The sequence below is a fragment of the Affinibrenneria salicis genome (assembly GCF_008710095.1).
In genome coordinates, this window is record NZ_VYKJ01000001.1 from 811,153 (window position 1) to 834,676 (window position 23,524).

Below are 23,524 nucleotides of genomic sequence, written 5' to 3' on the forward strand. Positions count from 1 at the left end.
TATCAGGAACTTCATTAATTACGGCGATAGTAATGTGATAATTAAGATAATGGAGAGGTTGAGGTTGATGGCATATGTGTACACCATGTGACAGAAATAGTTACTGAAGTGCTTGATTGCGGGTCATAGATAACTATTTTTCCTGTTAGGAAATAGAAAAATCCGGTATTGGTTAACATTACATTACTATTAAATGTAGCAGTAAGGCCGGCTACTGTTGAATATCCAGAGTTTGAAAGTAGAAATGCATCAAAAGACCTTTCGAGAAAATTTCTGTTGATGATGTAAAAATGAGATGGTGATGAAGGCTATTTACAATATAGTTAAAATGCTTATTTTTTGAGTGTACATAGACGAATGTTTTAATTGGCTCAGTATTTATCTCATAAAAGGTATTAAAAATAAACATCCCTCAAGAGATAGAATAAGTCTTCTTGTCCTTATTAATAGCGGGTCTTGCTTTATTCACCAAAGGTTTTACTTTGATTTTATAGGTTTAAAATGGCTACGTGGAAAGATATTTTTATTGCAGTTATATTGATAGTCCCAATATTTGCTGTTTGTCGGACGGTTTTATATTTATTAATTATTCCAGTTAAGGAGGGTTTTACACAGGCTCGTGTTTTGAAAAACGGCGTTGGTGCTAATGCAGATATAGTCTCAGTTCAGCAAACGAATGAATGGGGTGGGAATAAACCAGTCTGCAATATTACGGTCAGATTTATAACTCTGGATGGGAAGGAGTATGAAGCTAGTGTTAAAAAGGCTCTGGATATCAATGAAGTTGAAAGATTCAAAGCTGGTAATGGAACTACTATTAAATATGATCCCAAAAAACCACATAAGATAGCTATTTATGATAAGCCTCTTTTTCTTTAGCTGGATTTGTAAGGTGCAATGACTGGTTTCTCTTTTTTATTATTTTAATGATTATCTGTGCGTATGGTTTTGACGGTGATAGCAGGGTTATCTTCATATATTCAGTGATAACTGGAAAGGTGATTTATTAGCATAATACAATAGTCCATAAAAATTAAAGACAAATTTACCTAAGGTTGTTGTTTTTAATGATAATGATAGAGATGGGCGCAGATTAATTCTAAAAATTTTGTATAATTAACGGAAAGGTAATATGTATATAGTTAAATTTATTACAGATAACTTGACGGATCCATTTTTTTATGTCGCCATATTTGTCATGTTTTTTTTTGCTTATGCCTTAATAAGTATTCATCTTGGTGATATGAAAAAAAATAAAGTAAGGAAATATGGTGATGAGGCTATTGGTGAGGTTTTAGATATAAAAAGTCGATCCGGTGGAAATTCTGGCTTTGTCAATGTTGAGCTAAAAGTTTTATATGTGGATAAAAACAATAACAAACATGTATCAAAAGGAGTCACAGTAATTGATATGACTAAAATTCAGAACTTTCAGCCAGGGAATAAAGTTAATATTAAGTATATTATAGATAATCCAGATAAAATAATAATTAATATTCCATCCCCCTTAGTCAGAAGGAGTAGTTAATCCTGACTATTAATAGCGGTATCGGAAAAAATGATTATTGGAAACGTTATCCGTGACACTAATGATAACTGGCATTGGAATATCGTTACCGGTGAAGATAAGTTATATTAACCAGATAAGATTACGATTAAAATCGATACGGTAGTCTTTATTTGTTTTTCCGGGACTATGGTTGCATCTAAAGATAAAAATATAATCTCTACCTCTATTTTTTCAATAGAATAACATCACAAGTGAATGGCGCAATACATCTATTAATGATATGCTTAGGATAAGTTTTACTCCTGTAAATATAAGTACGTCTCTTACCAGTGTTGTTCATGCACCTATAAATTATGTACTTTTCCTGAACGAGGTGAAACTTCACATGCGAAATATAGCATTTGGTGCTTTGCGTTTGCTTATATGAAGGTTGAAAATATGATGGATTTCATTTCTGAATATGCGGTTATTATTGTTATAGCAATAACGCTGTCTATGTTAGCATTGGCTTTACACGGCCTGAAAGGTAGCAAGAAAGTGATTGGAGAAACAAAAGATTGGTTAAGTAGAGAACGATGGAAAGGTGAATTAAGAGAGACAAAACTAAAGTCCTGGGAACAGACAAATGCAACTTATGGAATGGATCATTTTTATAGTTTTAATTTTGATCTTGAAGTTAATGGTGATCTTAAGGAGTACTGTGCAGCAGCTTTAATTCGTGCTAACGATATATGTCGCCTAAAAAAAGGGTTGACGATAATAGTAAAATATGATGAAATGCCACCAAAAAAAATTGCTGTTACTGACGTTCTGTACGATGGGTGATAATTGATTTTAATGTTTATGCTTGTGAGTTTTGAAGGTGATAAATAGCTTGTCGCACTGATGCTTCATATATTAATTAATTATTCATTAGACCACCGCTATGTTTAATACAGCATAGTTATGCTGCAACATACATATACTTTTCATTCTGCAAATTGTATGTACATTATCTGGTTTATGTAGCCCAGTTACTTACTGATGTAAACTCTTGCGGATTATGATATATTCTGTACTTTATCGAAACCCTCCAGTTGGTTGAGTAAATTCGTTCCCGTGGCGTTTGGCGTTTGATTACCGCCTTGCTGTAACCTGAATTATTTTATAGCGCAGATGTTTCATATGAGATAATGGTTTTGGAACCATGTAGTTGTGAATATGGGGGGTATGCAACTGATCGGGGCAAGTGGTAATATGTTTTTTTCGTATAGTATACAATGGTGTGATCGTTATCAGGATGATTTATGACTACGTCTAATATTGTTGAATTGCTCTTGACTATTCTTATTTTTCTTTTTGCATTTTATTGGGCTAATAAAATAATTAAAGGATCTGCTAATAGAGAAAAAGAGTTAAAAAAAAGTGGCACTGTTGTAAGGGCAACGATTCTTTCGATGCGCCAAAGCGGAGTTTTTTTAAACAATAATCCGGTTCTGGAATTAAAGTTAAAGATTGAGGACGAACAAGCTGATAAATCATGGTTGGTTGAGAAGCATAGTGAAACTGCTCTTCTGATCGCTCTTAATTCCTATGAGGTTGGTGGTGTATACAATGCCCGTATGGGAAAAAATCAGAATGATATTCTGTTGATGAAGGATGAGAGTGGCAAGCCGATTCATATTGAGTAATTGTGAGTTTTCACTAAAGAAATTATGAACCTTAAATAACTCATTGCAATGGGTTTTATTTGATGATTCCCCTTTATAAGGAATGGTTCAACAAAACCATCAAATGGAGGGGGTGTGCAATGTGATTTTCTCTTTCATTTAAAAAATAATTCGGTAGCGAGGTTGGTGTAAAAATATTGTTCTATATTATTTTTTGTGAAAAGAGAAAGAAATATATTTATTTGTTATAAAATTAAATATTTTGGAGGGATACGGGTGGTTAAACATCTAAATAATTAATGGAAAATGATACTTTTCAAAAGTAAGCGAAAATTTTTATCAATAAAATCGTTGTCAAATTCTCAGCTGCAATATCGTATGCTGTGGCTATAAAATATATTGATTTTTTACGTTATTTTAAACGACAATGTTTCTTCTTCATTTTGAAGTGTCATTAGCTTTTAGTCTGAATGCATGTCTTTCTTGTTGGCAACTGGAGTGTTTTTTAGGGAATGGAAAATGAAACGACTGAAAGTAATTATAACGATATTGATTTTTATTCCGTTAATTCCTTTTATCTCTCTTTTCGGTTTTTTTAAGTTTATAGTGGTTGATGTATTTGGTTATGTTAAAACGGTTATTAAAAACGTGAACATATTGCGAGATGGTATTCCCACAAATGGTGAGATTGTTTCTATTTCTCAGGAAGGATTGAGGGATGCTGATAATCCAGTCTGTAAGATAAGGGTTTTATTTATTGATGGGGATGGTAATGAAAAAGAGGTTGACACAATTTCGGCTATAAATATTGTTGATATTCCTAATTATCAAAAAGGTAGTTTTATTATGATTAAATACGATCCTAAAGATTCGAATAAAATTGCTATTGATAATTAGCCGTAATAACCAGGCTGATTATAAATGATTTTATTTGTAAAATAGAATATAATCAGCCTGAACTTCCTGCGCGATGACCTGGTGGGGGAGACTGGCGGATAAGGCAAGTAACAACACAAATGTTACAGCGTGTTGGGATATTGTGTTTTTATTTAATTTATTACACTTAAAATAAAATATCGGCTGAGTCGTTGCTCATGAATGTAGCTAACAAAATGATCAATAATACAACAAGCTGTAAGCTGCCTGTAAATATTTATTCAATCGGGCTGATTAGACGAACCTGACGGACGTATTGCCTTATCGAAAGTATGTATACTTGCCATACTTTAATTTGCAGGTGCGTTGCTACGTTTGCTCACCCGAATCACTTATCTGGGTCAGCTCATTGGGATTTGCTCTCTTGCCGCATTCCTGCAACTCGAATTACTTTTCTGTAGATTAAAAATTGACGATGTCGTTGATTGGGCGGCAATGTTCTTTTGAGGTGAAAAATGAAAAAACTAAAAGGAATTATCACGTTATTGTTTTTGATTCCACTGATTCCCGTCATGTCATTATTTGGTTTTTTTAAGTTTATTTTTGTTGATTTTTGGGGATATGTTAAGCAGGTAGACAGGAATATTGATTTATTACGCGATGGTATAGCTACCAATGGAGAGATCGTTTCTATCTCTCAGACGGGCGGCATAGATGGTAATAACCCCGTTTGTAGAGTACAGGTGTCTTTTATCGATGGCGATGGCAACAGGAAGATAGCCGATGCGATTAGGGCAATAAAAATTGTTGATATGCCAAATTATCAGCGCGGATGTTTTGTTATGATCAAATATAACCCTAAAAAAACAGACGAAATTGCTCTTGATATATAATTTTTCTAAAGATGTTATCTTTAGTGATTGCTTTATAACGAGACGCAATAATAGTTTAACCCACATCGACTATTCTGGAACGGTTTCAGATCACGGAAAACCTACATGAAGGACCTTACAGCTAAATTACGACCATCAAGGGACTCGGCGGCGGCTCAGAATGTGAAGAAATTTGACTTAAGGATAGCTGCGTTGACTCTTTAAGAAAAAACGTATTGTTAACGAATGTTGTATGGTGGTATGTCGCCTCTGTTATATTCGTCATACTTAAGGTTGCCGATATGTTGGTTGCACTCAATTATTCGGACCGTCCCAGCGTCCCCCTCTTGCGGGTGCGCCGCCGGTCGCGTTCAAATTCGCTCACGACAAATTTTTTACGTTCTTACCGCCTTCCCGCAACTCGAATTATTTAGGGTATGGAATATAAAATTATCGACCTGCGTGCGTCATCGTTGATATATTTCACAACCAGTTAGTGACCGGCGGTTAAGGCTTGTCGCATATCAGTTCGCAGCCATACAGCCTGATCTTTACCAGGGACTCTCAGCATGAAAATTATTAAGCCACTGCGATTGAGCGTGTTAAATCGCCCCTTTCGCTGGCAGGGAAAAAATCATTTAGGCGTTTCGGTACTGGCGCTGGCTGATATGGGCGCGAGTCCAAAGTTGCGGCCCGAAGCGGAACTCTGGCAACTGGCCGCCGCTGAATTACAAACCTGCGGCGGAGTGATTGATTTAGCGATTCCAAAGGCTCAGGCTGAATTCCTCGCCACCGGCTATGTTTACAGCCATCACCAGCAGGATAAAACCGCCTGCGCCGCCCGTATCGAAATCGAACAATTGAGCAAAACGCTGGCGGTCTTTGGCGATCGTTACTGGGTCAACGGCAAACCGTCCGAACCGCTGCCTTTTACCGAAATGCGGCTGGACTGGAGCCGCGCCTGGGGCGGTGCGGGCTATGAGGATAACCCGCACGGCATCGGTTTCAATATGGAGGAAACCGACGGCTATAAATATTATCGTTTACCTAATATTGAGCCGCTGAAAGGGCGGATGACGTCGCCGCGGCAAAAACCGGAGCCTGCCGGCTTTGGCCCGCTGGATCTGATGTGGCCGCGCCGCTTTAGCCGCGTCGGTAAGAAGTACGATGCGCAGTGGCTGCAAAATGAGTTCCCTGGTTTCGCGCGTGATATCGACTGGCGCTTGTTCAATGCCGCCAGCCGCGATCAGTGGTGGGAAGAGCGCGATGCGCTGCCGCCAGAGGCCGAATGGCGCATCTGGAATATGCATCCCGAGAAACCTGTGCAGCAGGGACGACTGCCGCCGTGGCGCGCGCGCTGTTTTATCAATCGCCAGCGAGCGGACGAAACCCTGTTTGAGGAGGTCCCGCTGCGGGCCACTACAGTCTGGTTTTTTCCGCATCTGGAGCAGATGATCATCATCTGGCAGGGCAACGTGCGGATTAATGAGGACGACGCCGCCGATGTGCTGCAGCTGATTCCGGCGCTGGAAAAAAACGGCGCGGCGCGTTCCGTGCATCACTACCGTAAGGTTATGCAGCAGCGGCTGGATAAAGAAAAAGGCGCGCTGTTTGCCTTTCGTGAAAAAGATCTGCTGCCGGAGGAGGCGATCGGTCCCTGGCTGGATACCGACCTGCCGGAAAGCGAAAGCCCGATGCGCGATAATTTCCGCCAGCGCGAAACGCTGCTGCGCGAGCAGCATCGCGCCCGGCTGGCGGAGCAGGGCGCGGATATTGACGCGGTTCTGCCGCCGTTTGAAGAACCGGAAATGCCAGGGCTGGATGAATTGCCCGAGTTTATCGAGCGAATGGAGCAGCGGGCGGAGGAGATGCGCGCCGATGCGGAGGCGCGCATGGCGCCGCTGAGAGCTCAGCAGAACAGCGATGAGGACGACGAGAAGAAACCGCGCGGTCCGGAAACGCTGTATCGCATGCAGGAGATGCTGCAGAGCAACGATAGCGGGCTGAGCGAAAAAAAACTGACCCAGATGACCGACGCGCTGCATCAGATGTATTTAATGTCGGTGCAAACGCAGCCGCCGGCGCCGCGTCTGAAGGGAGATATCGCCGGCATTATTCGCCAGAGGGCGCTGGCGACCATGCGGTTGGGGGGCGACTTCAGCGGTATGGATTTCACCGGCGCCGATTTCTCCGGACTCGATCTGCGCGGCGCCGATTTTTCCCGCGCCCTGCTGGAATGCGTCGATTTCAGCGAGTGTCAACTGGATGGCGCCAAATTCAACGATGCGGTGCTGGCGCGCGCCGAATTTCACCACAGCTCGCTGCGCGACGCCGATCTGAGCAATGCCACTCTGGCGCTGGCGGAGTGCCGGCACAGCGATTTTTCCGGCGTCGTCTTTAACGGTACGCAGTTGCAGGAAGCCTGGTTCGAACGCTGTTGCTTCGGCGGGGCGACGTTCAACGATCTACTGTTCCATAAGGTGTTTTTCAGCCAGTTGGATTTCCGCAAGGCCACTCTGACCAACAGCGTTTTCCTTGAGCTTACGTTGCCCGGGCTGGATTTTTCGGCCGCCGGCCTGAATAAAATTGCCTTTATTAAATGTACGCTGGAACAGGTCGATTTCAGCCGGGCGCAAATGGAGAGCTGCTCTCTGGTTGAAAGCCAGGCCGTAAACGGCAACTTTACCGCTGCGTCGCTGACTACCTGCGCGTTTGCCTCCGGCAGCGTGCTTGACGGCGCGAATTTTTCCCACGCCACTTTGTTGCAAAGTAATCTGCGTCAGACTCCGCTGCAGCATGCCTGCTTTGCGCAGGCCAAAATAGAAAGCAGCGATCTGAGCGAGGCGAATTGTCAGCATGCCGATTTCACCCGCGCCAACCTGATGGGCAGCCTGTGCGTGCGTACGGATTTCCGCATGGCGCGACTGACGGACAGCAATCTGATGGGCGCATTAATGCAGAAAAGCCAGCTGGGCGGCGCCGATCTGCGCGGCGCCAATCTGTTTCGCGCCGATCTGTCGCAGTCGTCAATTGATGAGAGCACACAGTTGAATGATGCCTATACCAAACGGGTCAAAACGCTGCCGAAACGGGATGGAGAACTGATATGACAACGCTTAGCGCAGCGCAGCTGCAGCAGAAGGTGAAGAGCGGCGAGGCGGTAAGCAATGTGTCGCTGCGGGGAGCCGATCTGCGTGGATTGGATCTGTCCGGCGGAATTCTGCAGGAAGTGGATTTCAGCGCGGCCGATTTGCGCGAGACTAACCTGCATGAAAGCGTGCTGACCGAATGCAGGCTCAACGATGCGCGTCTGGACAACGCCCGGCTGCAGCAAACGGTATTTAACGATTGTGAAATGAATAATCTTAGCGCGGTGGGCACCACGCTGACCGAGTGCATATTTAATCAGTGCGCGTTGACCAACGCGCGATTCATGCGCAGCCAGCTTGATAAAACGCAGATGATGAAATGCGCGCTGCAGGGCAGTCAGTTCAGCGAAGCCGTGCTCGATCGCGCGACCTTCTTCGAGTCGCCGCTGGGTGAGGCGCGTTTTGACCGTCAGCGTTGTTTGCTGGTCACTTTCTATGGCATCGATCTGCGCCGTACGGATTTCAGCGCCACTACGTTTGAGCGAGTGGTGTTTTTTGCCTGCGATCATCGCGGTAAGTCTTATGCGCAGCAGCATTTCACCGGCTGCCAGTTTACTGACAACCTGCTGGACGGCGTCAATTTCAATGGCGCTCAGTTAACGCAGTGCAATTTTAAAGGCGCCTCGCTGAAAGGCGCGCAACTGCGTCAGGTGAATGCTTCACAGGCGCTGCTAATGCAGGCGGATCTGTCGATGGCGCAATGCCAGGGCAGTCTGTTTGATCAGGCGATACTGGTCGGCGCCTGCCTGCACCAGGCCGATTTCAGTCAGAGCCGTTTTTTTCAGAGTATCCTGCAGCGGGTTGACGCCCGAGGCGCTAAATTCGTGATGAGCGATCTGACCTATGCCGATCTGAGTTATGCCGACGTTAGCGGCGTCGATTTTCGTGGCGCCACGTTTTCCCGCTCCCGCTTTCATCGCGCCCGTCAGGACGGCGCGCATTTTTCCGATCGTAAAGGTATTATCGATTACGATGAGGAATTATTGAGCGCCGAAGCCTGGAGTGTGCAAAGACAAAGCCGTATTTAAAAGAAGGACGTTGATGATGAATAAAGTTAACCATGCGCTGGCGTTGTCGCTGACTCCGCCTCTGCAGTCCGCGGGCCTGGTCACCCACCTGTTCGCCGACGGCAGTCTGACGGTTGAGTGTGAAGGGCGCGGCTGGCACTGCCGCCGCGCAGCCAGTTGCGTTATCGCCGCCGAAATCGGCGACCGGGTGTTGATCGCCAGCACGGACGAACAGGTCTGGCTGCTGGCGGTGCTGGAGCGCGCCGCAACGCATCAGCCGGCGCAACTGAACGTCGCCGGCGATTTGCGTATTTCCAGCAACGGAGAACTGAGCCTGAGCAGTCCGACGCTGCGGGTGACGGCGGAAGAGGGCGATTGCCATATCAGCCAGATGAAATACAGCGGCGAGTCGGTATCCGCCTGGGTGAGTCTGTCACGCATCGTCGGCAAGCGCGCCGAGTCCGTCTGGCACACCGTAACGCAAATCAGTCACCATTTACTGCGTAAAACCACCCAGACGGAGCAGGTGCGCGCCGGTCAGCTCGATATGAAGGCGGAAGATTACGCCCGGCTGCACGCAGAAAATACGCTGATCACTTCAAAGGCGATCACTAAAGTGGATTCCGAACAGATCCATATGGGATAAGGAGCTGCAATGTTTGCTAACTGTCAGTTAATGGGCGTCGATCTGGCCTTTCCCGATGTTTGTCTGACCCCAACGCCGGCTCCGGTGCCGATCCCCTATCCGGATATCGCGCTGGGCCCGACCGCCATTCCCAATGCGCTGAATATCCTGTTTATGGGCATGCCGGCGCACAATATGGCGACGGTGACGCCGCTGACCAATGGCGATAACCCCGGCGTGGCTACCGGCGTGGCGTCCGGCACGGTCATGGGGCCGTCCCGCCATCTCACCGGCGCGTTTACCGTGCTGCTGAAAGGGACGCCGGCGACGCGTCTGACCAGCATTAGCCTGCAAAACTCCACCAATGCGATCGGTATGCGCATTGTGCCGAGTCAGTTTAAGGTGCTGATGCTGGCGCCCTAATTATTCGGCGCCCGCGGGTTGCGCGGGAGGGGACGGTGGCGCGCGACGGCCACGGTCGTTCCTCCCGCATCCTCGCCCCTTCTTTTGAGCCCCGCCCCGCCTGTGCGGGGATGACGTCCCTGTTTCCATCCTTCTCGTCCCCTGTTCTGCAGTCTCCGCGCAGGAGAGAGGCTAGCGATAAAACTCCGCCACCTGCGAAAATATTTGCATTTCCGCGCCGTGGCGCCTTACCGCCAGAATATCCTCCAGTTTCTCCACCTGGCTGATCATCTGCGGCAGGCGCTGGTCGTCCTGCACCAGCAGCCAGATGCGGCTTTGCTGACCGCCGGGCAGCGGCATGCAGAGTATTCCTTCGACGTTATAGGCCCGGCGGGCAAACAGGCCGCACACGTGGGACATGACGCCAGGGTGGTTGCGTACCGATAATTCCAGCGTAACCTGGGCGGGCGTGGTCTGATTTAACATGGCGTTAGTCTCCAATCATCTCGGTGTTGGCGGCGCCCGGCGGCACCATCGGATACACTTTTTCATTCACATCGATCAGGGCGTGGATCAGCGCCGGTCCCCGTTGGCTCAGGGCTTCTGCCAGCGCCGCGCGCGGATCGGCGCTCTGGTTTAAGTCGCAGGTGGCAAAGCCGAAACCGGCGGCGATTTTGACGAAATCGGTGCGGTAGCGGTAATCGGCGGCGAAAATGCGCTGTCCAAAGAACAGATCCTGTTGCTGATGCACCAGTCCAAGCGACTGGTTGTTCATCAGAATAATTTTGACGTCCAGCCCTTCCTCGGCTGCCGTCGCCATCTCCTGAATATTCATCATCAGGCTGCCGTCGCCGGAGAAGCAAACGACTTTACGCTGCGGCTCCGCCAGTGCGGCGCCCAGCGCGGCCGGCAGACCGAACCCCATGGTGCCCAGCCCGCCGGAGGTCAGCCACTGGCGCGGGCGCCGCAGCGGATAGGATTGCGCCACCCACATCTGGTGCTGCCCGACGTCGGTGGTAATGATGGCGCTGTCGTCCAGCGCATCGGCCACCGCCCGAATCAGACCGTAGGGGCTGAGCGGGTTCTCCACGGCGGGGCGGCGGGGGAACTCACGCTGCAGCGCGTCGACCGCCTCGCGCCAGCCGTCGCGTCGCTGCGGCGTGATCAGCGGCAGCAAGCGGTCCAGCGCCTGCGCCACATCGGCATGCAGAGCAATGTGCGGCTGTCGAATTTTCCCCAGTTCGCCGCGATCGATATCGATATGGATGATGCCGGCCTGCGGGCAAAACTGTTCGGCTTTGCCGATGGCGCGATCGTCAAAGCGCGCGCCCAACACGATCAGCAAATCCGCCTGTTGCAGGATCAGATTGGTGGCGCGCGCGGCGTGCATTCCCAGCATCCCCAGCGATAGCGGGTGGTCGGCCGGCATAGCGCCCAGCGCCATCAGCGTCATGGTGGTGGGCAGCATGGCGCGCTCGGCCAGTTCGACCGCCTGGCGGTGGGCGCCGGCGCTGATAATGCCGCCGCCCAGATATAAAACCGGCCGCTGCGCCGCGTTTATCATGGCCGCCGCCTGGGCGACGGCGGCGCTATCAATGGACGGCGCATCGTCGGCGCGGCCCGGTTCCGGCAGACTGTCCAGTTCGATCGAGGCGGTTTGGACGTCTTTGGGGATGTCGATCCACACCGGGCCGGGGCGGCCGGAGGCGGCGATGCGAAACGCCTCCGGGATCACGCGCGGCAGTTCGCCGATGTCGCGCACCAGGTAGTTGTGTTTGGTCAGCGGAATCGACATGCCGTAAGTGTCCACTTCCTGAAAGGCATCGGTGCCGATCATCGCCGAGGACACCTGGCCGGTAATGCACACCAGCGGAATGGAGTCGAGTTTGGCATCGGCAATCGCCGTGGCCAGGTTAGTGGCGCCGGGGCCGCTGGAAGCCAGACATACCGCCGTTTTTCCACTGGCGCGGGCCATGCCCTGCGCCATAAAACCGGCGCCCTGTTCATGGCGCGCCAGAATATGACGAATCGTATCGCTGTGTCCCAGCGCATCGTACAGCGGCAACGCGGCGCCGCCGGGAATCCCCGCGACGGTGGTGATACCCTGCCGCTCCAGCAGGCGGACGATCAACTGAGCTCCGGTATAACGCATAAAAGGCATCCTTATTCCCTTTATCTTTCAGGTTGCCGGCAGGCTGGCACTGTCGTCCGCGCCGTTATGGGATTTTCCCCGGCGGGAAGTTTGTCGCGGACCCGGGGCGTTCCCCCAGAATCTGTTCGTTTGCCGCCTTCCTGTAACCTGAAATCTATTGGGATAGCTAAGCCGGGGCACTTTTCGAAGCGGGAGGGGTACAGGACACCCCGCTCGACTTGCGCCGGCGGGGTTGAGGAATCAGTTGGATTCGGAACCCGTTACGGCGCGCAGCCGATCACCACCACCACGCGCACGACGACGACCGCGTCAATGAGCGCGGCGTTGCGTAGAGCGAAAAGCGTGGCGGAATGATTCACGGGGTACCTTTATCCAAAGAGTTACAGACCGGATTATCTAACCATGTTTAACAAAACGGGAACAAGCCCCCCGGCGGACAAAAAAATAGAACTTTGCGGCCGATCACATTGTGCGCCGCTGCATTGCTCGATGAGCGACCGATCTTTTCTACGCCGCTGCCGGCCGGCGCCACCGGATAGCTTCTCCGCCGATTCGCTTTGATTAGCCGATTGCCCGATCGTCGCTGATGCGTCCGTCTGTTACGGTGACGATGCGGCTGGCGATCCAGGCCGCATCATCCATATTGTGCGACACCATCAGTAAGGTCAGCTGACGCTGGTCGCAGACGTTTTCCAGCAGCTGCAGCATCTCCTGGCGCAGAGCCGGGTCAAGCGCCGAGAAAGGCTCATCCAGCAATAACACCGGCTGGCTGCGCACCAGACAGCGGGCCAGAGCGGCGCGCTGGCGCTGACCGCCGGAAAGCTGGGCCGGCAGGCGAGTCAACAAATCGGCCAGTCCTACCTGGCGTGCAATCTGGCGCAGGGTGTCGCGCTGCTCGTCGTTGAGGCGCAGGCCGGGGTGCAGCCCCAGACCGATATTTTGTTCAACGGTCAGGTGCGGGAACAGATTATTTTCCTGAAACAGGATGGAAACCGGCCGCCGCGCGGGCGGGGTCAGCCGGTGATCCTGGCCGTTGATCCGTAGCTGACCGCCGTCCGCCGCCAGAAAGCCGGCGATCAGGCTCAGCAGCGTGCTTTTACCCGCCCCGCTTGGGCCCAGCACGGCAACCCGCTCGCCCGCTCGCATCCGCAGATCGAAGCACATCGGATGGTGTTGATACCGGTAGGTTAGTTTATCGAGGATTAGCATGGCGGCCCGTCAGTTTTTCTATCAGAGTAAACAGGGAAAAGCACAATATCAGCAGGATCATGGCGGTTACCGCACCGTTTTCGCTGCGATAAGCGCCGATCTGCTGATACAGATAAAACGGCAGCGTGCGGAATTGTTCGCTGCCGAACAGGGCTATTGCGCCGAAATCGCCCATCGACAGGACGCTGGCGAAGGCCAGCGCCTGGGCGAACGGTTTACGCAGGGCGCGCAGTTCAATGAGGGTAAAGCGCGACCAGCCGCGAATGCCCAGCGACTGGCACAGCGGCGTAAAGCGCGCGGCGATATCCTGCATTGGATTTTCCAGCACCTTTAACGCATAGGGGATCGCCATCAGCGCGTTGGTCATTATCACCAGCCCCCAGGGCGAGCGCGGAAGGCCAACGGTGCTGGTCAGCAGCAGAAAAAAACCGGTGGCCAGCACGATGCCCGGCATCGCGAGGATCAGCATCCCGCTCAATTCCAGCAACTGGCCCGGCAGGTAACGCTGACGCTGGCGCAGTTCCCGGCTGCTCCACAGCAGCATCAGGGTCAGCATGACGCATAGCAGACCGGCGCCGGCGGCAATCAGCAGCGAGGTAAGCAGCGCCTGCCAAAGCGCCGGCTGTCGCAATACGCTAAGCAGCGAGGGATTCAGGCCGTCGGCGATCACGGCGAGCAGCGGCGGCAGCAGCAGCAGCAGGGCGGCGCCAATCAACGCGCCGTCGTACAGGCGGCGGAACAGCGAGTCCTGTGGATTGCGCCAGCTGTATTGCTGGCTGAAACCGGTCGGCAGCACCTTGTTCAGCCGCTGGCTGAGCAAGATCAGGCCGAGGCAGCAGGTCATCTGAATTAAGGCCAGCAACGCGGCGCGACCGGGCTCGTAATCGAAACTCAGCGCCTGATAGATGGCCAGCTCGATGGTGGTGGCCTGCGGCCCGCCGCCCAGCGACAGTACCGTGGCGAAGCTGGCGAAGCACAGCATAAAGATCAACGCGGCGGCGGGCAGCAACTGACGGCGCAGCGGCGGCCACTCCACCAGACGAAAATGCTGCCAGCCGTTCATACCGAGCTGCGCGGCGAGCTGGCGCTGTTCGGTGGCGATGCCTTCCAGCGCCTGCAGCAGCAGGCGGGTCGCCAGCGGCAGATTGAAGAATACGTGCGCCAGCAAAATGCCCGGCAGCCCATAAGGAGAGAACGCGTATTTCAGCCCCAGCCCGTTCAACAGCCACGCCAGCCATCCCTGGCGGCCGTAGACGCTAAGGATACCGAAAACCGCCACCAGCACCGGCAGAACCAGCGTCATCGCGCATAAACGCAGCAGCCACAGACGTCCGGGGAAACGCCGCCGGTAGAGGGCGCGCGCCAGCAGGATGGCCGGCGCGACGGAAAGCAGAGCGGAAAGCAGCGCCTGCCAGAAGGTGAAACGAATAACGTGCCACAGATAATCGTCCTGCCAGATGGTCCGCCACTGGCTGTCCGGCGAATGGCGCCACAGCGCGCCGAACGCCAGCGCGGCGACCAGAATCAGCAAAACGGCGGCCAGTAGTCCCGGCCATAGCCAACCGGCAATCAACGGCTGACGGCGCGTTGCCATGCCTGAACCCAGTCATTACGCTGTTTAGCCACCTGCTCCGTGCTGTATTCCAGCGTTTTCTCCGGCACCGGCAGGGTATCGAAGGCGGCGGGCAGTTCGATTTTGATCACCGGATACATCCAGTTGCCGGTCGGGATCGCGCGCTGGAACGCCGGGGAGATAATAAAGCTCATAAAGTGGCTGGCCAGCGCCGGATTTTTGCTGGCCGCGAGCTGGCCGGCGACTTCCACCTGCATATAGTGCCCTTCGCTGAAACCGGCGGCGGCGTAATTGTCCTTTTTCTCTTCGATGATGTGATAGGCGGGCGAAGTGGTGTAGCTCAGCACCAGATCGGCTTCTCCTTTCAGGAACAGGCCGTAGGCTTCGCTCCAGCCTTTGGTGACCGTAACGGTTTTCCGCGCCAGTTTTTGCCAGGCCTCCGGCGCTTGATCGCCATACACTTGCTGCATCCAGAGCAGTAAGCCCAGACCCGGCGTGCTGGTGCGCGGATCCTGGTAGATCACTTTCCACGACTGCGGTCCGTCAACCAGTTCATGCAGGCTGCGCGGCGGGTTTTTTAGTTTGTTTTTGTCATAGACGAAGGCGAAATAGCCGTAGTCGTAGGGCAGGAAAAGATCGTCCGTCCAGCCGCCGGGAACGCTGAGCAGCGGCGTATCCTGACGATGGGGCACGAACAGACCGGTTTTTTCCGCGGCTTCCAGCAGGTTATTATCCAGGCCCAGCACCACATCGGCCTCGCTATTCTTTCCTTCCATTCGCAGGCGGTTGAGCAGGGAAACGCCGTCGGCCAGCGCGACGAACTTCAGCTCGCAGTCGCACTGTTGTTCAAAGGTTTTTTTAATTGCCGGGCCCGGGCCCCATTCCGACGCGAATGAATCGTAGGTATATACCGTGAGTACCGGTTTAGCCAGCACGGGAGCGGAGAGTAACAACAGACAGGACAAGATTTTTTTTAACACTTTGCGCTCCTGAACATTTAGAGTGGCAAAGGTCTTTGAGTCAGCGGCGGTCACGCTCAAATCCCTCCGCCGGTATTAACCGGATCAGGTTCGACGGGTATTTCTCAGCGAAACCGCCGCGACAGCGGCAGGTTTCGCACCCCGTTGAGACTGGGCTCATTGTAGAGGCTTAGGCGCATCGGGGAAAGGGGAGCGCGGATTTTCCGGCGGAACAAACCATGCGGATTTAAAATCGAACCAGCCGAGCGTGTTCATGCGCACGCCGCGCATGCTGCGCTGTCCCTGCAACTGCAGCCAGTGGTGAAACAGCGGGTGCAGCTGCTGGCTGCCGACCAGCATCCGGCACCATTCGGCCAGCGCCAGACTGTCGGCGCGCCACCGCAGGGCCTCCTCGTTCAGGTCGCGCTTCAGACAGCGCTGCAGCAGCGGTATTTCATACAGCAGGGCGAATAGCGAAAATTCGAGCGGCAGATAAAAGTTGGCGGTGGCGAGCCACATATCGCTGACGGCTTCGCCCTGGTGCCATTGCTCGTAGCTTACCTGCTTCACCTGCAGCTCGACATGATGCCGGGCCAGCAGCGTCGCCATTATCTGACCGATCTGTTGATATTCAGGATGGTCGCGATGGATGGTCAGCGTGAGGCTATCGACCCCCGCCGGCTTTGGCTCGGGCGGTTGCTGCTGGCTATGGTGCCAGCGCGGCAGCAGGCTGTAGGCGGGCGCCCAGTCGCGCTGCTGCAGCGCATTGGCCTGGCTGAGCAGCGCGATGGGGCTAAGCACCTGACTGAGCCAGCGCCGCACTTCGGGACGTGCTCCCGCGGCCGAGCGTTGATCGTACAAAATAAAGTAGCAGCCCTCTTCCAGCCGACTCTCCAGTTCGTTATGGGACGAATCATCCACCTGCAGTTGGATCGAGTTAGGCAGTTCTTCGGCCACTTCCGGCAGCACCCAGATATTGACCTCGTCGATCAGCGCGCGGTAGCCGAAATAGTCGTCAAAAGCCTGAATTTTCAGCTGGCTGTGGTTGTTGCGCACCACGGAATAGGGGCCGGTGCCGATCGGGCTGCGGGCGAAATCGGGCAGCGTGCGCCACTCCTGCGGCAGGATCATGGCGGGCACGCTGCCCAACAGCCAGGGCAGCCAGCGGTCGGCGCAGCTCAGCCGCACATCGATCACGAAGGGGGTCGGCGAGTCGATCTTTTGGATATGAGCGAACAGCGTCAGCGCGCCCAGCCGGCTCAGAGAACTGATGACATCGTCCATCGTCATTTCCCGGCCGTGATGAAAACGGATCGCCGGCCGCAGATAAAAACGCCAGTGCAGCGGCGTAATCGACTGCCAGTGATGCGCCAGATCCGGCTCCAGTTCCCCATTTTCCTCATTTATGCGCGTCAGTCCGCTAAATATCTGCCGGGCGATATGTATTTCCGAGCGGCGCAGCGCCGTGCCGGGCAGCAGGTTGAGCAACGGGCGATAATAGACGATGCGCAGAAGGTGCTTGCCCTGCCGGAAGCTGCGGCCAAGATGCGACAACAGCATTTGGCGTACCGCGTCCTTATCGCCGAGCAGTTGGATCAACTGCTCGATGCGATCCTGCTCCAGCAAATCCTCCGCCCGCTGTTGCTGCAGGCCCAGCCCGCTGTAGATAAAGGTCAACCGCGAACGTTTTCCCCGTCCCGCCTCGGCCTCCCAGGTTAACCAGCCCTGCTGCTGCATGGCGGAGAGCAGCGATCGCATATGACGGCGCGAGCAACTGAGCATCTGCGCCAGGTCCTGCAGCGTGGTTTCCTGCGACTGACCCTGACAGCATTGCCACAGGCGAACGAACTGCTGATGTAAACGGGGTGAGGACATAAAAGGGGAACTCTCCGCGTGAAACTCATCAATTTATCATTCCCTATATTACGTCGATACTTGAACGCAATGAAAGCGTGGAGTTTGACCGGGAGGTAAATGATGATGGCTACGCGTATCGAACGTTTCTGGCTGGCTCATTTGAAAACATGCCGCACGCCCTGGCTGAAGTGGCTGTCCGCGCGGCAACGTCTGGCTCTGTTGCAGCAGACGACCCAATCGCAGATAGCCGCGCTGTCGGAAGAGGAATATCGCCACTGGCTATGAGCCGCGGCGCGATCGGCATTCGATCATCCACCGCCCTGACGTCCGCCGGGCATAATTGAATTCTGAGTAATGGTGCTGTTCACCAGCCAGCGATCGCATATCGCTGGTTTTTTTTATTCGCGTTTGGCGGGAATGGGGATGAAAAAAGACAAAGACCCGCACGCGGCGGGCCTCTGGTTAGCCGACGTATGGCCGGCTTAGCGCAGGAAGACTGGCTGTTTTTGCTCGTAAGCCGAAATATCGGCTTCGTTCTGCAGCGTCAGCCCGATGCTGTCCAGACCGTTGATCATGCAGTAACGGCGGAAACCGTCGATTTCGAACGAATAGCTCTGCCCGCCGGCGTGAACCACCTGTTGTTCCAAATCGACCGTGAAGGTGATGCCTTCCTGATCGTTAACCAGCGTGAACAGCCGGTCGATATCGGTTTCGCTCAGCGTGACCGGCAGCAACTGGTTGTTGAAAGCGTTGCCGTAGAAAATATCGGCAAAGCTCGGCGCAATAACGACTTTGAAACCATAGTCGGTCAGCGCCCAGGGCGCATGTTCGCGCGAGGAACCGCAGCCAAAGTTTTCCCGCGCCAGTAAAATACTGGCGCCCTTATAGCGCGGTTTGTTCAGCACGAAATCCGGGTTAGGCTGCTGGCCGGCATCGTCGAGAAAACGCCAGTCGTTGAACAGATGCTGACCAAATCCGGTGCGCGTCACTTTCTGCAAAAACTGCTTGGGAATGATGGCGTCGGTATCGACATTGGCCGCGTCCAGCGGCACGACCAGTCCGGTGTGTTGAGTAAATTTAGCCATCTCAGTCTCTCTCTTTGCTCAGCTCGCGGATATCGGCGAAGCGACCGGTAACGGCGGCGGCGGCGGCCATCGCCGGGCTCACCAGATGCGTGCGTCCGGCGCGTCCCTGGCGGCCTTCGAAATTACGGTTGCTGGTCGATGCGCAGCGCTCGCCCGGGTTCAGGCGGTCGTTGTTCATCGCCAGACACATGGAGCAACCCGGCAAACGCCATTCAAAACCGGCCTCAATAAAGACTTTATCCAGGCCTTCCAGCTCCGCCAGCGTCTTCACCGGACCGGAACCCGGCACCACGATCGCCTGCACGCCGCTGGCGACCTTACGGCCTTTGGCGATGGAAGCGGCGGCGCGTAAATCTTCAATGCGCGAGTTGGTGCAGGAGCCGATAAAGACCTTGTCGATCGCCACATCGGTCAATTTAATGCCCGGCTGCAGCCCCATATAGGCAAGGGCCTTGGCGGCCGAAGCCTGTTCCACCGGGTCGTTGAACGATTCCGGCGCGGGAATAGCCTGATTGATGGCGATCACCTGGCCCGGGTTGGTGCCCCAGGTCACCTGCGGCGCGATGCCGGAGGCGTCCAGCGTGACTATGCTGTCATAGCGGGCGTCGGCATCGGAACGCAGCGTTCTCCAGTAGGCGACCGCCGCTTCCCAGTTTTCGCCTTTCGGCGCGAACTGACGGCCTTTCAGATAGGCGAAGGTGGTGTCGTCCGGCGCCACCAGACCCGCCTTGGCGCCCATTTCGATCGCCATGTTGCACAGCGTCATACGGCCTTCCATGCTCAGCGCTTCGATCGCCTTGCCGCAGAATTCGACCACGTGGCCGGTGCCGCCGGCGCTGCCGGTTTTACCGATAATCGCCAGCACGATATCCTTGGCGGTGATGCCGACCGGGGCGTCGCCGACGACTTCGATCTTCATGGTTTTCGCACGACCCTGCTTCAGGGTCTGGGTGGCCAGCACGTGCTCCACTTCGGAGGTGCCGATACCGAAAGCCAGTGAGCCGAAAGCGCCGTGGGTGGCGGTGTGCGAATCGCCGCACACGATCGTCATGCCCGGCAGCGTCATGCCCTGTTCCGGCCCGATAACGTGCACGATGCCCTGATACGGGTGATTCAGGTCATACAGCTGTACGCCGAATTCCGCACAGTTCTTGATCAACTCCTGCATCTGGATGCGCGCCATTTCACCGCTGGCGTTAATATCTTTGGTCTGCGTGGACACGTTATGGTCCATCGTGGCAAAGGTTTTGCCCGGCTGACGCACCGGACGCCCCTTGGCGCGCAGCCCGTCGAATGCCTGCGGCGAGGTGACTTCGTGCACCAGATGCCGGTCGATATACAGCAACGGCGTTTCGTTTGGCGCTTCCCGCACTATGTGCGCGTCAAACAATTTCTGATATAACGTCTTGCCCATGTTATGCCCCTTGCGCGACCAGGCGCGCAATGACGTCGCCCATTTCGTCGGTGGTAACGGATTTGCCGCTGCCAGCCAGATCGGCGGTGCGATAACCTTCGGCCAGCGCGGCATTAACCGCGTTTTCGACAGCCTGAGCCGCTTCATCTTCGCCCAGGCTGTAGCGCAGCAGCAGGGCGGCCGACAGGATTTGCGCTATCGGGTTGGCGATATTCTTGCCTGCGATATCCGGCGCTGAACCGCCCGCCGGTTCGTACAGGCCGAAGCCCTGTTCGTTCAGGCTGGCGGAAGGCAGCATCCCCATCGAGCCGGTGATCATGGCACATTCGTCGGACAGAATATCGCCGAACAGGTTGGAGCACAGCAGTACGTCAAACTGGGACGGATCTTTCACCAACTGCATGGTGGCGTTATCGATATACATGTGGGACAGGCTGACGTCCGGGTAATCCTTCGCGATCTCATTGACGACTTCTCGCCACAGGATGGAGCTCTGCAGAACGTTGGATTTATCAATGGAAGTCACGGCGCTGCGACGCTTACGGGCGGATTCAAACGCGATGCGGGCGATGCGTTCGATTTCATAGCGGTGATACACTTCGGTATCGTAAGCCTTCTCATGCATGCCGCTGCCTTCGCGGCCTTTCGGCTGGCCGAAATAGATGCCGCCGGTCAGTTCGCGCACGCACAGAATGTCGAAGCCGCGGGCGGCGATGTCGCTGCGCAGCGGGCAGAAGGCTTCCAGCCCCTGATACAGGCGCGCCGGCCGCAGGTTGCTGAACAGCTTAAAGTGCTTGCGCAGCGGCAGCAGCGCGCCGCGTTCCGGCTGCTCGTTCGGCGGCAGGTGTTCCCATTTCGGGCCGCCGACCGAACCGAACAGAATGGCGTCCGCCTGTTCGCAGCCGGCGATGGTGCTCTCCGGCAGCGGCTTACCCTGGCGATCGATCGCCATCCCGCCAATGTCGTATTCACTGGTGGTAATGCGGAAACCGAAACGCTGGCGTACCGCTTCCAGAACTTTATGAGCCTGAACCATTACTTCCGGGCCGATGCCGTCTCCGGGTAAAACGGCGATATGGTAGCTTTTTGTCATCACACTGTTTCCTGACTATTTTGTTGTTTATTCTGATGTTGCAGACGCTGGATTTCTTTTTCTACTTGCTGAGCGCGTCTGATGCTATTCAATACATGCACCATCGCTTTGGCGGACGATTCAACGATATCGGTCGCCAGACCCACGCCGTGGAAGCGACGGCCCTGATAATCCGCCACGATATCGACCTGACCCAGCGCGTCTTTGCCCTGGCCTTTGGCCGACAGCTGATATTTTACCAGTTCGACCTGATAGCCGGTGATGCGACTGAGCGCCTGATAAACGGCGTCGACGGGGCCGTTGCCGGTGGCGGCTTCGGACTGCGTCTCTTCGCCGCAGGTCAACTGAACCGAGGCGGTGGCGATGATGCTGGAGCCGGACTGGACGCTGAAGTAGTCCATCTGGTAAAACTCGGACTCTTCCTGCTGGCTGTTGATAAAGGCCAGCGCTTCCAGGTCGTAATCAAAGACCTGGCCTTTCTTGTCCGCCAGTTTCAGGAAGGCGGCGTACAGGTTGTCCAGATCGTAGTCGCCGTCCTGATAGCCCATTTCCGCCATGCGGTGTTTAACCGCGGCGCGGCCGGAACGGGAGGTCAGGTTCAACTGTACTTCTTTCAGGCCGATGGATTCCGGCGTCATGATTTCGTAGTTTTCGCGATTCTTCAGAATGCCGTCCTGATGAATGCCGGATGAGTGCGCGAACGCATTCGAGCCGACTACCGCCTTGTTGGCCGGGATCGGCATATTGCAGATCTTGCTGACCATCTGACTGGTGCGGTAGATTTCCTGATGTTTGATGTCCGTATGGACATTCAGCAGATTATGGCGCGTTTTAATCGCCATGATAATCTCTTCCAGCGCGCAGTTGCCGGCGCGTTCGCCGATACCGTTCAGGGTGCCTTCCACCTGACGGGCGCCGGCCTGTACCGCCGCCATCGCGTTGCCGACCGCCAGACCCAGATCGTCATGGGTATGAACGGAGATAATCGCTTTATCGATATTCGGTACGCGTTCGAACAGGGAGTGAATGATACCACCAAATTCATAAGGCATGGTGTAGCCGACGGTATCCGGGATGTTAATGGTGCGGGCGCCGGCGTTAATCGCCGCTTCCACCACCCGGCACAGATCGTCGATCGGCGTCCGGCCGGCATCCTCGCAGGAAAATTCCACATCGTCGGTGTAATTGCGCGCGCGTTTGATCATGCGCACCGCGCGTTCCACCACTTCGTCCAGCGTGCTGCGCAGTTTAGTGGCGATATGCATCGGCGAGGTGGCCAGGAAGGTATGGATACGGAAGGCGTCGGCTACGCGCAGCGCTTCGGCGGCGGCATCGATGTCTTTCTCCACGCAGCGGGCCAGACCGCAAACCCGGCTGTTTTTCACCTGACGGGCGATGGTCTGGACGGATTCGAAATCGCCTGGCGAAGAAACCGGGAAACCGACTTCCATTACGTCGATACCCATTCTTTCCAGTGCCAGTGCTATCTGAAGTTTTTCTTTTACACTCAGGCTGGCCTGCAGTGCCTGTTCACCGTCACGCAACGTGGTATCAAAAATAATGACTTGTTGGCTCATCGGTTGTTTCCTTGTCGTATGCTTGTGCGCCAGACGGGTAAAAAAAAACCCGCGCATTGGCGCGGGGTTTTTTATGGGTGACGGCTAAATTAGTTCAGAGCTTCGCCCACCAGCGTACCGCGCAAATGAGATGCGTTTAGTAGTAGGCTTAGCAGGAAAGTGAAGTTGAACATGGAATTTGGTCGCCGAAATAGATTTAACACTCAATGTTACTATTGGTACTTGATTCCGTCGTTAATGTCAACATTTGATTTAGGGGCAATCGCGCGCGACCGGCCATCTCTCTGCCACGCATCGCCCGTCGCGCGCGGGCTGCGCGCGCGAACCTGCGGAGATTCTTTCATCCGGCGTTTTCTTGCGTCGCCCATCCGCCGGCGATATTTGTGACCTGGCGCGGCAGAAATAGCGTTGCGCTTTTTCATGATGACGGTAGACTGCTGCGAAAAAATGGACACCTGTACGCTGAGTTTGCGCAGCCCGGTGCGAACGAGGCAGACCGCGCGGCGGACGCTGCC

General features: G+C 53.8%; 22 protein-coding genes and 1 riboswitch. Of the genes, 11 read left to right on the plus strand and 11 right to left on the minus strand.

Translation table 11 applies throughout. The features are described from left to right. Positions 1-501: 501 nt before the first annotated feature. The 10 genes from FJU30_RS03625 (at position 502) to FJU30_RS03670 (ending at position 10,111) form a co-directional block, all read left to right on the plus strand. On the plus strand, positions 502-879 hold the full coding sequence (locus FJU30_RS03625) for a DUF3592 domain-containing protein (protein WP_150433603.1): 378 nt from the start codon (positions 502-504) through the stop codon (positions 877-879). A gap of 253 nt (positions 880-1,132) precedes the next feature. Continuing rightward, the gene (locus FJU30_RS03630; RefSeq protein ID WP_150433602.1) at positions 1,133-1,528 is read left to right on the plus strand and encodes a hypothetical protein; all 396 of its coding nucleotides are present in this window, start codon (positions 1,133-1,135) and stop codon (positions 1,526-1,528) included. Between the two features lie 420 nt (positions 1,529-1,948). Further along, a complete protein-coding gene (locus FJU30_RS03635; protein WP_150433601.1) occupies positions 1,949-2,335 on the plus strand; it encodes a hypothetical protein in 387 nt (128 codons plus the stop codon). Between the two features lie 461 nt (positions 2,336-2,796). Next, positions 2,797-3,180 carry a hypothetical protein gene (locus FJU30_RS03640; protein WP_150433600.1) on the plus strand — a complete coding sequence of 128 codons (384 nt, stop codon included), beginning with the start codon at positions 2,797-2,799 and terminating at the stop codon, positions 3,178-3,180. Positions 3,181-3,678: 498 nt separating this feature from the next. Then, a complete protein-coding gene (locus FJU30_RS03645) occupies positions 3,679-4,056 on the plus strand; it encodes a DUF3592 domain-containing protein (protein ID WP_150433599.1) in 378 nt (125 codons plus the stop codon). 494 nt (positions 4,057-4,550) lie between these two features. Continuing rightward, positions 4,551-4,928, plus strand: a complete 378-nt coding sequence (locus FJU30_RS03650) for a DUF3592 domain-containing protein (RefSeq protein WP_150433598.1) — start codon at positions 4,551-4,553, stop codon at positions 4,926-4,928. Positions 4,929-5,476: 548 nt separating this feature from the next. After that, positions 5,477-8,017, plus strand: coding sequence for a DUF2169 family type VI secretion system accessory protein (locus FJU30_RS03655; RefSeq protein ID WP_150433597.1), 2,541 nt, complete (start codon positions 5,477-5,479; stop codon positions 8,015-8,017). Then, complete coding sequence (locus tag FJU30_RS03660) at positions 8,014-9,084, plus strand: pentapeptide repeat-containing protein (RefSeq protein ID WP_150433596.1); 1,071 nt, start codon at positions 8,014-8,016, stop codon at positions 9,082-9,084. The genes FJU30_RS03655 and FJU30_RS03660 overlap by 4 nt, the downstream gene beginning before the upstream one ends. 16 nt (positions 9,085-9,100) lie before the next feature. Then, the gene (locus tag FJU30_RS03665; protein ID WP_150433844.1) at positions 9,101-9,709 is read left to right on the plus strand and encodes a DUF3540 domain-containing protein; all 609 of its coding nucleotides are present in this window, start codon (positions 9,101-9,103) and stop codon (positions 9,707-9,709) included. Positions 9,710-9,718: 9 nt separating this feature from the next. Then, complete coding sequence (locus FJU30_RS03670; protein WP_150433595.1) at positions 9,719-10,111, plus strand: DUF4150 domain-containing protein; 393 nt, start codon at positions 9,719-9,721, stop codon at positions 10,109-10,111. Between the two features lie 171 nt (positions 10,112-10,282). Here FJU30_RS03670 and ilvN read toward each other — a convergent pair whose 3' ends face one another. The 7 genes from ilvN to sgrR all read right to left on the minus strand — a co-directional run bounded on the left by ilvN (position 10,283) and on the right by sgrR (position 17,858). Then, on the minus strand, positions 10,283-10,576 hold the full coding sequence (ilvN, locus tag FJU30_RS03675; RefSeq protein ID WP_150433594.1) for an acetolactate synthase small subunit: 294 nt from the start codon (positions 10,574-10,576) through the stop codon (positions 10,283-10,285). Positions 10,577-10,580: 4 nt separating this feature from the next. Further along, a complete protein-coding gene (gene ilvB, locus FJU30_RS03680) occupies positions 10,581-12,242 on the minus strand; it encodes an acetolactate synthase large subunit (protein ID WP_191091514.1) in 1,662 nt (553 codons plus the stop codon). Between the two features lie 260 nt (positions 12,243-12,502). Further along, positions 12,503-12,601 (minus strand): ilvB operon leader peptide IvbL, encoded by a 99-nt coding sequence (locus FJU30_RS03685; protein ID WP_150433592.1) that lies wholly within the window; start codon positions 12,599-12,601, stop codon positions 12,503-12,505. Positions 12,602-12,803: 202 nt separating this feature from the next. Beyond that, complete coding sequence (gene thiQ / locus FJU30_RS03690; RefSeq protein WP_150433591.1) at positions 12,804-13,451, minus strand: thiamine ABC transporter ATP-binding protein ThiQ; 648 nt, start codon at positions 13,449-13,451, stop codon at positions 12,804-12,806. Beyond that, positions 13,435-15,045 carry a thiamine/thiamine pyrophosphate ABC transporter permease ThiP gene (gene thiP, locus FJU30_RS03695; protein ID WP_150433590.1) on the minus strand — a complete coding sequence of 537 codons (1,611 nt, stop codon included), beginning with the start codon at positions 15,043-15,045 and terminating at the stop codon, positions 13,435-13,437. The genes thiQ and thiP overlap by 17 nt, the downstream gene beginning before the upstream one ends. Beyond that, a complete protein-coding gene (gene thiB, locus FJU30_RS03700; protein WP_150433589.1) occupies positions 15,021-16,004 on the minus strand; it encodes a thiamine ABC transporter substrate binding subunit in 984 nt (327 codons plus the stop codon). The genes thiP and thiB overlap by 25 nt, the downstream gene beginning before the upstream one ends. Before the next feature lie 43 nt (positions 16,005-16,047). Next, positions 16,048-16,158: riboswitch (TPP riboswitch) on the minus strand. A 2-nt stretch (positions 16,159-16,160) separates the two neighbouring features. Continuing rightward, a complete protein-coding gene (gene sgrR, locus FJU30_RS03705; protein WP_150433588.1) occupies positions 16,161-17,858 on the minus strand; it encodes an HTH-type transcriptional regulator SgrR in 1,698 nt (565 codons plus the stop codon). A 99-nt stretch (positions 17,859-17,957) separates the two neighbouring features. Here sgrR and sgrT point away from each other — a divergent pair, with 99 nt between their 5' ends. Continuing rightward, a complete protein-coding gene (sgrT, locus tag FJU30_RS03710; protein WP_223881490.1) occupies positions 17,958-18,125 on the plus strand; it encodes a glucose uptake inhibitor SgrT in 168 nt (55 codons plus the stop codon). A gap of 197 nt (positions 18,126-18,322) precedes the next feature. On the opposite strand, the gene leuD is transcribed toward sgrT, so the two are convergent. The 4 genes from leuD to leuA are packed head-to-tail and all read right to left on the minus strand — an operon-like array spanning position 18,323 to position 23,009. Next, the gene (leuD, locus tag FJU30_RS03715) at positions 18,323-18,925 is read right to left on the minus strand and encodes a 3-isopropylmalate dehydratase small subunit (RefSeq protein WP_150433587.1); all 603 of its coding nucleotides are present in this window, start codon (positions 18,923-18,925) and stop codon (positions 18,323-18,325) included. A gap of 1 nt (position 18,926) precedes the next feature. Next, positions 18,927-20,339, minus strand: coding sequence for a 3-isopropylmalate dehydratase large subunit (leuC, locus tag FJU30_RS03720; protein ID WP_150433586.1), 1,413 nt, complete (start codon positions 20,337-20,339; stop codon positions 18,927-18,929). A gap of 1 nt (position 20,340) precedes the next feature. After that, positions 20,341-21,432, minus strand: a complete 1,092-nt coding sequence (gene leuB, locus FJU30_RS03725) for a 3-isopropylmalate dehydrogenase (RefSeq protein WP_150433585.1) — start codon at positions 21,430-21,432, stop codon at positions 20,341-20,343. Beyond that, a complete protein-coding gene (gene leuA / locus FJU30_RS03730) occupies positions 21,432-23,009 on the minus strand; it encodes a 2-isopropylmalate synthase (protein WP_150433584.1) in 1,578 nt (525 codons plus the stop codon). Before leuA ends, leuB begins: the two co-directional genes overlap by 1 nt. Positions 23,010-23,524: the final 515 nt, after the last annotated feature.